The organism is Enterococcus sp. DIV0682 (assembly GCF_051712685.1).
Classification (GTDB): domain Bacteria; phylum Bacillota; class Bacilli; order Lactobacillales; family Enterococcaceae; genus Enterococcus; species Enterococcus faecalis.
Genome location: NZ_JBIOPK010000002.1, coordinates 45065 through 57428 on the forward strand (window position 1 = coordinate 45065; position 12364 = coordinate 57428).

General features: G+C 40.5%; 11 protein-coding genes and 1 pseudogene. All 12 read left to right on the plus strand.

The window, feature by feature from the left end:
• The first annotated feature begins 9 nt into the window (after nt 1–9).
• Nucleotides 10–2370, plus strand: coding sequence for a VirD4-like conjugal transfer protein, CD1115 family (locus IGK96_RS13985; protein ID WP_438756350.1), 2361 nt, complete (start codon nt 10–12; stop codon nt 2368–2370).
• A 19-nt stretch (nt 2371–2389) separates the two neighbouring features.
• Entirely contained in the window at nt 2390–4300 is a 1911-nt protein-coding gene (locus IGK96_RS13990; protein WP_438756351.1) for a pLS20_p028 family conjugation system transmembrane protein, read from the plus strand.
• Complete coding sequence (locus tag IGK96_RS13995; RefSeq protein WP_014862497.1) at nt 4297–4608, plus strand: hypothetical protein; 312 nt, start codon at nt 4297–4299, stop codon at nt 4606–4608. Before IGK96_RS13990 ends, IGK96_RS13995 begins: the two co-directional genes overlap by 4 nt.
• Nucleotides 4598–5188 carry a hypothetical protein gene (locus tag IGK96_RS14000; RefSeq protein ID WP_014862498.1) on the plus strand — a complete coding sequence of 197 codons (591 nt, stop codon included), beginning with the start codon at nt 4598–4600 and terminating at the stop codon, nt 5186–5188. Before IGK96_RS13995 ends, IGK96_RS14000 begins: the two co-directional genes overlap by 11 nt.
• Nucleotides 5172–7118, plus strand: coding sequence for a type IV secretion system protein VirB4 (locus IGK96_RS14005; protein WP_172689745.1), 1947 nt, complete (start codon nt 5172–5174; stop codon nt 7116–7118). The genes IGK96_RS14000 and IGK96_RS14005 overlap by 17 nt, the downstream gene beginning before the upstream one ends.
• Nucleotides 7118–7699, plus strand: coding sequence for a hypothetical protein (locus IGK96_RS14010; protein ID WP_016622476.1), 582 nt, complete (start codon nt 7118–7120; stop codon nt 7697–7699). The genes IGK96_RS14005 and IGK96_RS14010 overlap by 1 nt, the downstream gene beginning before the upstream one ends.
• 6 nt (nt 7700–7705) lie before the next feature.
• Nucleotides 7706–8818, plus strand: a complete 1113-nt coding sequence (locus IGK96_RS14015; protein ID WP_202499161.1) for a lysozyme family protein — start codon at nt 7706–7708, stop codon at nt 8816–8818.
• A gap of 21 nt (nt 8819–8839) precedes the next feature.
• Nucleotides 8840–9652, plus strand: a complete 813-nt coding sequence (locus tag IGK96_RS14020; protein ID WP_438756355.1) for a hypothetical protein — start codon at nt 8840–8842, stop codon at nt 9650–9652.
• A gap of 310 nt (nt 9653–9962) precedes the next feature.
• Nucleotides 9963–10229 carry a hypothetical protein gene (locus tag IGK96_RS14025; protein ID WP_075582997.1) on the plus strand — a complete coding sequence of 89 codons (267 nt, stop codon included), beginning with the start codon at nt 9963–9965 and terminating at the stop codon, nt 10227–10229.
• Nucleotides 10230–10673, plus strand: coding sequence for a hypothetical protein (locus tag IGK96_RS14030; RefSeq protein ID WP_174115633.1), 444 nt, complete (start codon nt 10230–10232; stop codon nt 10671–10673). It begins immediately after the preceding gene.
• Nucleotides 10670–11914 carry a MobP2 family relaxase gene (gene mobP2 / locus IGK96_RS14035; protein ID WP_174115634.1) on the plus strand — a complete coding sequence of 415 codons (1245 nt, stop codon included), beginning with the start codon at nt 10670–10672 and terminating at the stop codon, nt 11912–11914. The genes IGK96_RS14030 and mobP2 overlap by 4 nt, the downstream gene beginning before the upstream one ends.
• Before the next feature lie 63 nt (nt 11915–11977).
• A pseudogene (locus IGK96_RS14040) lies at nt 11978–12364 on the plus strand (DUF3991 domain-containing protein); the annotation flags it as partial.

The following is a 12364-nucleotide window of genomic DNA, read 5'->3' on the forward strand; positions in this document are numbered from 1 at the left end:
GGGAGATTCATGCATAAGAAATATAAACAATGGAAAGTGATTCTTTCCCATCCTTTGGCGATTGCTTTTGTTGGTGTAGCCTCTTATTTTGCATTGCTTATAGGATTAAATATTCTCACAAAACTTCTTTATGTAGGCTTATCTGCGTTAGTTACGATAAAAAATCAAGGGATTTCACCAGAACTGATGGAAAACGGTCCGTCTATTGGGCAACAATTATGGACCTATCTCTTACAAACGTCTCCGTTACAACCAGCGCCTTTGTTCGGTGCGTACATGCGCTTTTTCCCACTAGCAGTTTTGCTTGTTTGGTTATTGCTTGTACCAAAAAAACTATACCAAATGCGGATTGCTTATCGGGATTTGAATAAAGGCACAAAAGGGGTTGCTCGATGGACAACCTTTAAAGAAATGCTTGAACAATATCCAATCGTGGCGTTGAATGAGGAAGAATATGAAGGAGAAAGCGGGATTCCGGTTCTTCATTTTAATTTGTCGCCTGTGTGGTATTCTTTATGGAAGTTTCAAGGATTTTCACTGCCTTTTTGTTCAAATGGGTATGTGTTTATGGACCGAAATAAGACTAATGCCTGGGTAGACGCGGGAACACAATCTGGAAAAACAGAAATGTATACTTATCCAACGCTAGACCTGATTATGCGTGCAAAAGAAAAAGATTCGGTGATTATCACTGATTTAAAGGGGAATATGATTAAAAATACCAAAGCAGAGTTTGAGCGTTTTGGCTATGACGTTTGGTGTTTAAATTTAGTAAAGCCAGAGTATTCAATGGGGTATAATCCGCTAGAATTAATCAAAAAAGCATATTGGGAAGGCGATTACGATACAGCGCAATTGTTATGTAACACGTTCACTTACTCCTTGTTTCATAACGAACATTCTCATTCAGATCCTATGTGGGAAGAAGCGTCTATTGCGCTAGTGAATGCGCTAATTTTAGCAGTATGTTTTCTTTGTAAAGAGAAAGACGAACCTGAAAAAGTTACTATGTATACCGTTTCGGTAATGTTGAGTGAATTGGGCCAAGATCCAGACGAAAATGGCATGACGTCTTTAGACGCGTTTTTCAGTGATTTAGAGCCAACGAATCCAGCAAAACTTCAATTTTCGACAATTCGATTTTCTCAAGGGATTACCCGTTCTGGGATTTATACAGGTACAATGGCAAAACTAAAGAGTTTTACCTTTGATAGTATTGGTCGTTTAACGGCTAAAAGTAATTTTGCTTTTGAACAATTGGCGTATGGGGAAAAACCAGTGGCGTTGTTTATTGTTTATCCAGACTACGACGACTCCAACTATGCGTTAATTTCCACCTTCTTAACACAAATGAATTATGTGTTGGCGAAATGCGCGACTTTATCCAGAGACTCTAAATTGCCACGTAGAGTAAAAAGTGTCATGGAAGAAGTAGCCAATTTTCCAGCTGTACCAGGCTTAGAGCGCCATATGAATGTTGGATTAGAGCGGGGAATGATTTATTACTTGATCACCCAATCAATGGTGCAATTAGACAAAAACTATGGAAAAGAAGGTGCCCGTGCCTTAATAAATGCGTGTGGAAACAAGATTTATATTATGGGAGACGGAGAAGACGATGCGAAGTATTTCTGTAGTATGTTAGGGGAAACAACGGTTATTTCTACTAGCCGACATGGGGATCCATTAAGCATGGATAAAAGTTATGGTGAATCAGAAGACGGACGAGAATTGTTAAAAGAAGAAGAGCTACGGTTATTGAAGCCTGGAGAATGGATTGTTTATCGGACGAAAATGCGTAGAGACTTAAAAGGGAATGGCGTTGAGCCACGACCGATTCGAGCGTGTGAAGCAGAGGGAACCAAAATGTTGCACCGCTATGAGTATTTAATGCCTCGATTTGATCACCCAATGACTTTTGAGGAATTACATGGAGAACCAAGTCCACATGCGTATCTTTGCATGGAGGAGTTAATTATCGACTTTAAGATTGATACGGTTGATATAGAAGATACAGGGGTTTATACAAAAGATCCGCAACCAACCCCTACTTATGATGAAATAGAAGAGCCAAGGGAGGTGGAAGAAGTGGAGTATATACATGGGACAACAGAAGAAACGTTGCCAGAAGAAGAAGTTTCTACCATGATTGAAGAGTTAGAACCTATTCATGACACGTTTACCTTATTAACTAACGTGTTTAGTGAGGATCAATTAACTTTGATGCGCGCCATTGTTCAACGTTCCGTGGAAGAAGACCAATACGATCGTTTTCTTTCTTTAGATACAGTGGAAGAAGTAGAAAATTGGTTGATTTATTTCGATATTCCTGAGGTTCAAGAACTATTTTACAGTATGGTAGAACGATAGGAAGGGGGAATAGGAATCGATGTCCAATGAAGAAATCATTGCTCGATTGTTGGAGTTTGACCCGTTATTGAATATCTCGAAATTTTGGGTCAGTGCTTCGCGAGATATCTCATTCAATCTATTGCTTGGTATTAAAGGGTTTGTGGATGCTTTAGGTGAAGGTGTGTCCCAAATGTATCAATTAATGAATTTTTGGGACAGTCAAGCAGTTAGAAATTTTATTGATCCGTATCGTCCGGTAGTTATTTCGTTAATGACGTTGGCGATGCTATGGATCGCCTTTCGCTTAATCGGTGACCCTAAAAAAGACAAACAAAAAATCGTGAATAATATATTGATGGCAATTCTAATGTTTGTAGGATTGCCTTTTTTTATGGGCAAAGCGGGAGAATTGGTCTCAGCTGGTCGAGAAGGACTACAACAGCCTTCCGAAGCCACGTTACAGATCTTTAAAGACAATATTACGGATTTGTATACCATTGACAAACAAGGGTGGCAATATCCAGCCAATGATGTAGGCGTAAATGATATTCAAAAAGTACAAAATTTAAATCTATTGGATATATCTGAAGAAGTAGATACCGACTTACATTTGTTTAAAGAATCGCCACTATCGAAAGAGGGAAAAGAAACTTTAACGAAGAAAGTACTAGAAGTAAATGGTGAAGCCAAACTTGCCAAAATGAAAGGCGTTTTCAAGTGGGACGAGGCTTATTACCGTTATTCTTGGCACCCTTGGTATATCTTATTAGAATTGCTTGCTTATGGGCTTGTTTTAGTGTTTACCATTTTTAAAACAGGAAAAATTTGTTATGAAATTGGTGTTATGCGGGTGTTGGGTTATGGCTTGACACTGACGGATTTAGAGAATGGCCAACGAAACAAGACCTTATTGTTTAAAATCAGAGATTCGTTTATTGTTTTGTACTTGCTTTCTGTTTTATTGAACATTTTTGTTTTGTATATGACTGCGGTAAAAGAACTGTCGTTAGAAAAACCATGGGATATCATTGCGATTCTTGCTGGTGCAATGGCCGCAATTGATGGTCCAAATATTGTGGAACAGTTATTTGGCATTGATGCGGGCTTAAGTTCTGTAGGAAGAAGCTTAGTTGGCTTTACACAGAGCAGTATGGCCGCAACTAGCGCAGGAAAAGCGATGGCAAGCGGTGTATCTAAATCTATGCAGACGGCAAAATCTGTTGGAGGAAAAGCTGTACGAGGCGCAACGAATGCCGGTGCAGGTTTAGGCGGTTTATTGAAAGGCTTTAAAGGAGGCCCTCTTCCAGAAGGTGGAGCTTCCACAGGACCAAAAGCTAATCCTGAAAAGACTACTCAAACAAATGGCGCAAAAAATAACCCACCAACAGCAGGAAACAAAGAAAACACAGACTCTAATCATTCGCCAGAACCAAAAACCAATCTTTCTGCGAATGGCTTTGGAGAAGAGGGGACGCCTTCAGGAGGCAATGGTGAACAACCTACCCCACCAATGATTACGGATCCTAAAGAAGCAGCTGATTTACTAAATGATTTAACTGGAGCCAAACCAGATTCTACAGGGACACCTCCGAAACTAGGAGAAGGAGCTGGAAAAGCAACACCGGCAAATGATTTCTCCAAAAATGGCGTGAAAAAACAAGTTTCGGTTTCTCCAGGACATTTAGCTGCGTATCAAGCAGGCAATTTAGCTGAACAATCAGAACCAAAGGCTAATCCAGCGACCTTACCAATGGCTGCTAAAGAGGCAAGAGCAAGATTGGAAAGAGATTTATCTACACCAAGCTCTGACGATACATTCAAAGACGCTATGGTAGATAAATACATTTCTACACGTCAAAATCTTGCACAAACCAAACTGGTACGTGGTGGCGTACGAAGTTATGAATTAGGAAAAAATACAGGAGAGAAATGGAGAGATAAACCATGAGAAGACAAATTCCTGTGCCAAAACGATTGATTGAAAAAGAAAAATACAATCAAAAATTAAGCTTAAAAGACGCTCTTCTTGCGGTTTTAGCTATTCCTTTTGGCTTTTTACTGTCTACGTTTTTTGTAGGGATATTCAAAGTGATTGTGCTGATTTTGTTTCCAATAACGGTTTATTTTTTGATTAGTCCGTCTGAAGTACACAACAAAAAGAATTTTCAGGTGATTCTCCGCGCGTTTTATAAAACACGCGGGGTCTATCACCCTATTCACCCACCAAAAGCAGAGGAGGAAGATCATGGGAATTGATGCGATTGCAGAACGAAAGAAAAAACAAACCCGAGAAGCAAAGAAAAATCAAAAGCGGATTTTGGAATTAACGAAATTGTATCCCGTTGCAGGCATGACACCAGAAGGGTACATCAAGTTAAGAAATAGTTACCGGGAATTGTATGCAGAAATTACAGTGCCTAAAAAGTATGATTTGGATTATTTAACTTATGATGAACTAGATTACATTGAAGAGAATGCGTGGGAATTTATGCGGGAATACAAACGTTCCGTCAAAGAAGTGTATATGAATTTCCCTGAACGAAATCAAACGCAACAACAATATTATAAAAAAATGATTGATTCAACGACAGATCCCGTTCATTTACGACTCTTACACACGGAATTAGAAAAATTAAAGTGGTTGGAAAAAAACGTGATGCGATTTACCTCATTTACGTGGTTTTTCGGAGATACCATCAAAGAGTTGGAAAATAATTTAAGCAAAATTAAGAAGTACAAAGTATATGACTATCAGGTAATTTCTGAACAAGATAAAGTGTTGGTCTTACAACTAATGAATAATACGGGAGGGATTCGACTTGTGGAAGAAGAATAAACAGATAAAAGATCAAACAGAACATACCCAACAAACACGAAGAGATCTTCAGTTGATTTATGATACGCAACCAAAAGGTGGCGTATCTACTGCACATGAATTTTTCTTGCGTTTTGGTGATAGTTACAATACGTGTATTCATGTGGTGGATCGCCCCACGTTGTTTACAGATACCTGGATTAAAAATTTAGTAATGCCACATACGTTGTTAATTGTGGATTATTATACGCCTGAAGATAAGGATTATAAAAAAGCAATTTCTGATTCTGTCAGTGAAATTGCCTCTCAAAGACGACGTGCCCCTAATCAAACTACAGCGGATGATTTAGCGGCAGAAGAGCAAATTTCACGGGAATGGTCTTTGGCATTGAGTCAAACAGGAGAACAAATCAAACAAGTTCATTTACGAATTTTTGTGTATGATGCCACATTAGAAGGGCTAGAAAAGCGTGTCAATACGATTATGCAGACTTTGGGTAGTGATGGGTATACAGGAACGGTATTCATGGATGAAAACGACGATGAATACCGTTCGATGTTTTTACCAATTCATGAACAAGAAAAACTATCTAATTCCAGGGAAAGTTTGCCTTTGCCTGGTGAAGTCATGGGGTTAGGTTTTTCTCATAACCAAACAGCGTTAAATGACCGACGAGGGCGCTATTATGGTACGACGTTTTCTGGTGGAACGGTATACATTGATTTTTTTGCGAAAACAGACAAACGCACTTACTACAATGTGTTTTTATCTGGAGATATGGGCGCGGGAAAATCAACGCTATTAAAAGCGATGTTATTTGATCGCGCAATGCGTGGTGATTTGATTCGTATTTTTGGCACAACGAAGGAAGCCAATGCGCTGGTTCGCTTGTTTCAGGGCGCAGTCGTTAATTTAGATGGCACAGACGGCATGATTAATATGTATCAAGTATTTCCAACGGTCGTCCGTGAGGACGGCACGGTGGACGAAAAAGCGTCTTTCCAGCAACATATTTCTAAAGCAGGAATTAAGTATCGGATGTTTAATAAAGAAGCGAAAGAGGACATAGTAACCCTTTATACGAATACTCTCCATGATTTTTATGAAGACATTGGGTTAATTGGAGAACGACAAACACAACCTGTCACGTCGCTTCCAGTGGAAGAATATCCTATTTTAAGTGACGTGATCGCTTATTTTGAAAAACGGAAGGAAGAAGAAAGTGATCCAGAGTATCAAAGCTATTATTCAAGTATTCTTCTTTCGTTAACCAAATTAAGAAAGCAGTATGGCAATATGTTTAATGGCCATACGACGTTCAAAGATTTAAGCAATGTGCAGGTTGTTTGTTATAACACGAATACTTTGGGACAGCTTTCAGGAGAAATTCAAGATTTACAAATGTACAATGCCATTGACCAAACGCATGAAGCGTGTATGCGTCAAGGGTTGAAAGAATTTGATTTGTATAACGAACGGATAAAAACAATGAATTCAGAAGAAGCCCTTGATTTGGCTCGACATTTTGTGATAGCGGTAGACGAGTGCCACAATTGGATCAATACAACGAAGTCCTATGTTACACGGTTCTTTATGACCATGATGTCTGAAGCACGGAAGTTGTTTGGGGGTATCTGGTTGGCAACTCAACGGTTGGAGCGAATGTTTCCAAATATGGATCAGGTGTCAGACAAAGACATGGCAGAAGCTGCGAATGATATTTCGCAATTGTATGGGTTGTGTCAGTATCGTTTCTTATTGAAACATAGTCAAGTTTCTTTAAAGATTATTCGAGAATTGTTTGGAGATAGTATTTCCGAACTTCAATATGAGTTGTTGCCGAATTTAAAGGTTGGACAAGGACTTCTCTGTATTGATGGCGCAGAAAATTTATTAATGACGACTGAACGTACGCAAGAAGAAATACTTCTCTTTGGAGGTGGTGCGTAATGAAACAGCCAAAAGAATTTCGGGTGTTTATTGCGTGCTTTTTTGTCGTGTTTTTACTTATAGGCATGGTTTCGCTTTTCTTCCGTAATGAAGGAAAAGGCGACGTTGAAGAATATGTTCTTTCTTCCACCATGAAAGAAGATGCTTCAACGATTAATCGTTCGTCTGAGTCAATGGAAACGTCGTCCTCCTCAGTAGAAAAAGAGCCTTCTAAACGTGCTGTAGACCAAGCCAATTGGAATGCGTCGTCTTTGGATACGATTAGTAAATTAGAAGCGCTAGGCACACAATTTATCGTTTCATTAATGAACCCAGACGTGAAAAAAGACCCAGCAATCAAGGCCATTACAAGCGAATCTGTCCAAAAGCAATTGGCTTCTGGACAGATTTCTCTTTATCAGTTTATCCAAAATATAGAGAAGGAAGAAGTGGTTCATTATGGGGCAAAAGAGCAATTGATTTACTCCTTTATGAGTGTAGATAAACAGAATCGAGGCGTATTAATGACTGGAAAATTATTGTTTGGACAAAGTGGGAATGACTGGAAAATTGAAGAGGTTTCTTTTGAAGAAAAGAGGTAATGCCTAGTGAAAAAACTCCTAAAGCATAAGTTATTATGTTGGCTTCTTCCTGGTAGTTTTTTCCTCACGGTCGCTATTTTTTTCTCGGTGATACTTCTTGCGACAGGCGCTTTTTTTTTAGCGCAAGCAGACAGTGCAAGTAGCGGACAAGGAGGAAATGTTTCAGGGGTTTTGGGGAATCAAAACCTTAGTCCAGAAGTGTTGGCAAAGAAAGCCATCGTTGAAAAATACGCCAAAGAGGAAAACATTTCTGAAGAAGTCCCCGTCTTATTGGCCATCATGATGGTGGAGTCTGGAGGGAAAGAGCCTGACCCTATGCAGAGTAGTGAGTCGGCAGGCTTGCCTCAGTTTGCGTTGGCAGATTCTGAGTCGTCGATACGACAAGGAGTTCGGTATTACAAGCAGTGTTTGAACCAAGCGCGAGCGTTAGGCAATGACCGTTGGACGGCTGTCCAATCGTATAACTTCGGGAGTAATTACAATGTGTTTGTTTCTCAAAATGGCAAGAAGCATTCGACAGAATTGGCGGATAAATATTCGTTAACGGTGGTGGCGCCGTCTTTAGGAAATACCACTGGAGCAAGATACACCTACAATGATCCAATCGCTGTTGCGTACAATGGCGGGTACCTCTATTTGAATGGTGGAAACTTCTTTTATTGTGACAAGGTAAAACGTTATGTGACGTCGCAACAACAAGAAGGAAGTACGGGTTCGATTAACACGCTTGATGGCGTTTTAGGTCAAACTTTGAACAATGGAGAGTGTTATGGGCTTACGGCTTACTATGTCACACAATTAGGTGGGCCGCAATTGATGGGATCCAATAAAGAGTATGCCTCACAGATAGGAACAGACTATGATTGGGCTGCCTATGGATGGGAAGTTATCTTGAATCCTAGCTACAATGATGTGCGTGCCGGAGACGTTATTAATTTTGGTCAAGGTGGGTATGCCCCACAAGTTTATGGCCATACCGGTGTGGTAGCCAGCGTTGACGGAAACGGTCAACTTACCACCTATGAACAGAACGCAGAGCAGGGTCGTGTAGCGGCAAAATACACTCGACATTGGGGAAAAGAATACCCGATTGTAACGAGTTTGGTGCGTAAAAAATAATGAGTGAGAGGAGGAGAAACTATGATTTCAGAACTGTCATTAAAAGATGGACGTGTGAAAAAATATCGGCGAATGGGGGGAGTCCTTTTAACGATTTTCTTTGTTTTGTTTGGTAGTTTATTTTTCTATTCAGGCAATGAAAAAGACAAAGGAGTAAAGATTGGAGAGGACATTGAGCAAGGGCAAAATGTGGTTCAGTTAGTGGAAGCCAACTACTACGAAGACCAAGAGCTTCTACAGCTAGGTGTGTACTTTAAGGTCAACAAAATTGACCCGCTAGACCCTATTCAACCCGTTGTCCAAAAGACTAAAAACATGTTGAGTAAGCTAGACGTCAAGGTGGAAAAAATCACAGACGATTACTATCAACTGTTCGTTAAATCCGTAAAAAAAGACAGAGATTTTGTCCTTGCGGTGATGTATACAAAGAGTGAACAGAAGAGTTTGATTAGTGGTTCTGAGCTCTTCCCAGTTTCTGTAAAAAGGGCGAACCATCAGAAGAAATTCCAGCCAAAAACAGAGGAGGCTTACTTGAAAACCTTGTATGTTTTTCTAGAAAAAGAAGCGCAGAAAGAAGCTAAAAAATCGGAAGCGACGATTCGAAAAGCACGGCAAGATATTAAAATTTTAGAAGCAGCCAATCAAGAAATGAAAGAGCACCTCTCCCTCAAAACAAGTGAGCAACGGACGACGGACGAAGGGAAAATTTCTCAGAACCAATCCAAGATTCGCTCGTTGACTCAGAGCATAGAGGAAGAGCAAAAACGAGTGGAGGAACAGGAAAAAATGATGGTTCAGTACCAAAAATTAGCTAAAAAATTAGAGGGAAATTGAGGTTTTTTTACCGGTAATTTGGGTGTTTTTAACGGTAAAAATGATTTTACCGTTAAAAACCATAGTTCTACCGTTAAGAAAGTACCGGTAAAACAGGCAATTTTACCGGTATTCACAAAAAAAGTGATATCACGCTAAAACCAAACCGCACTGCGGTTTATATCAATTTTGATATCAGGTTCCCCTTATGCTCTTACAAAGAGTCTGTGCACTTGTGGCCAAGCCCACAGACTCTCTGTAACGCGATAGCAGGAAGCTCCGCTTCCTCTATCGTGCTTCACTTGATATTTTGAACGAAAGGAAGATAGCTATGGCAGATATTTTATTAAGGAAGCTCTCAAAAAAAACGGTGGCGGGTCTGGACGACCTAGCGACAAAAAAAGGCGTCAGCCGAGAAGCTTACGCAAAGACTGTGCTTGCCTCTCACGTGGCAGGCGCCGAGTTCACCGGCGAACGTTTGGAGTGGGAGGCGCTGGTCAAAAACCACGAGCGGGTTTTGTCTGAAGCGCTGCGTATCATTAAACAACAGGACGCGGTCATTGATCGCTTCCTCAAAGAATTTGGGGAGGGTGTGTAAATGGATTCTGTTCAACGATTTGAAGCAAGGTTCACGAATGAGGATAGTCCGTTTGGGCTAGCCTATATTGAACGCTATGCGGAACAATACCCAGGGAAGAAAAACGCCGAGCTACTTACGATGATTTTTGAAGAACATGCACGAATGAAAGAAGAGCTTGAGACCTTACAACAATTAAAAAAAGAACTCCTCGAAGACGTAAAAAAAGAGCTGGACCCGATACGTATTCGGACAGGATACATCGATAAAAATACGCGTGTGCTGATGGAGATTGAGAATGGTCGGTTAATCAAAGAGGGGATTTCTTCCCTAGGTGGTATGAGTGACTTGGTAGCTAAGCCAATGAAGCAAGCAATCCAACGAGTGAGTGATGAGATTGCCGCGTATCGAACGAAGAAGTTAAACCGTGAACGATACAAGGGTCCGCAGGAGGGGAATGAATGACCGAGAAGAAACGACCAGGTGTGGTCTTTGCGTTTCAATACGTCACAGGAAAAGCAGAAACCTTTAAAACGTATGTGGATTATTTGGACCGAGACGAGGCTGTTCGTAATGAACACTTTGAGAAATTCAATGCCGCAACCAAAGACAAAGATGGGTACTTAGAATACATGGGCAATCCTGAAAAAAGTGATGGTTTGTTCACTGCGAATAAAGATCACTTAACTACCAAAGAACGGCGATCGATTAAAGAAGTCTTTCAACAGGCACAAGAGCAAGACTCAGTTATGTGGCAAGGGGTGGTGTCGTTTGACAATGACTGGTTAGCCCACTATGGTTTTTGGAATCCTCGGACGAAGCAGTTACAAGCAGACGATATAAAAAATGCGTTTCGACATATGATGAAAGAAACGTTAGTGGAAGAACAGTTGGCAGACTCGGCGAACTGGGCGGCTTCCATTCACTATAATACGGATAACATTCATATCCATTTTGCGATTGTAGAACCAGAACCAACACGCCCCTATGGTCTTTATACGAATCGAAAAACAGGAGAAACGTATCAGGCCAGGAAGGGGAGCTGGCATAAAAAGACCTTGGACCATGTGCGAAGTCGTATGGTGAGTAATCTCTTAGACCGTGATCAATCGTTAGCGAAAATTTCTACTTTAATACGGAAAGAAATTACAGGACCTGGTTATTCGTGGAAAGCAGCGTTAAGAGAAGAACCGTATCGGCAATTGTACACACAAATTTATGATCGCTTACCAAACGATCGACGTTTATGGAAGTATAACAATCACGTATTACGAGAAGCGCGTCCGTTCATTGATCAATACATTGAGCGGTACTTGTCTGAGTATCAACCTTATTTAGTTTCGCAATTAGACCAGCAGTTACAAGAAGAAATGGATGTTCGGGAACGAGCATACGGAACAGGGGATATAGAGTACAAACGAATTCTGGATTATCGGAAAAATAAATACCATGAGTTGTATACGCGGTTAGGAAATTCCTTATTGCGAGATATGAAGGAACAAGACCAGGAACGAAAGAAGCGTGCCCCTCGTCAGTATGAAACGAATCAAGAGGAGTGGGAGAAGACCACTAAGCAAAAACCGTTAGTGAGTCAGAAGCAACTAAATAAAATTAAGCGGGGATTAGATAGACAGGTTGAACATGCCCGGAACCAGCGAATCTATCAACAATTACTCCGTGAGCAAGAACAAGAAAATAGTCGATAAAAAGCACAGCGTAAGGCATATACGCTGTGCTTTTTGTGTATGAAAATTAAAGGAGGAAGACCGATGCCAACATTTACGGAATTGAAGGAAAAAGCGAAACAAGTGTCGATTGTCGACTTTGCCCGAGCCCAAGGAGTAGAAATTATTGATTTAGGGAACAAGTGGGCAACGGACGCTGCACATGATAGCTTACGTATTAATAAGTTCACCAATCGTTGGTGGCAAAATTCAGTGGTCAATTCAGACGGTAAGACGCTGGGCGGAGATACGATTTCTTTTGCGCAACATTATTTACAGTTAGGTTCGTTTAAAGAGTGTGTGGCGCTATTAACACAAACAGAATTTCCAAAAGCCACTATCAAAGAAGAGAAAAAAGAACCGTTTCGTTATTATTTCAAACACGCACCGTCAACAGAACAAGTAGAGAACTATTTAATCAACAAGCGTGGA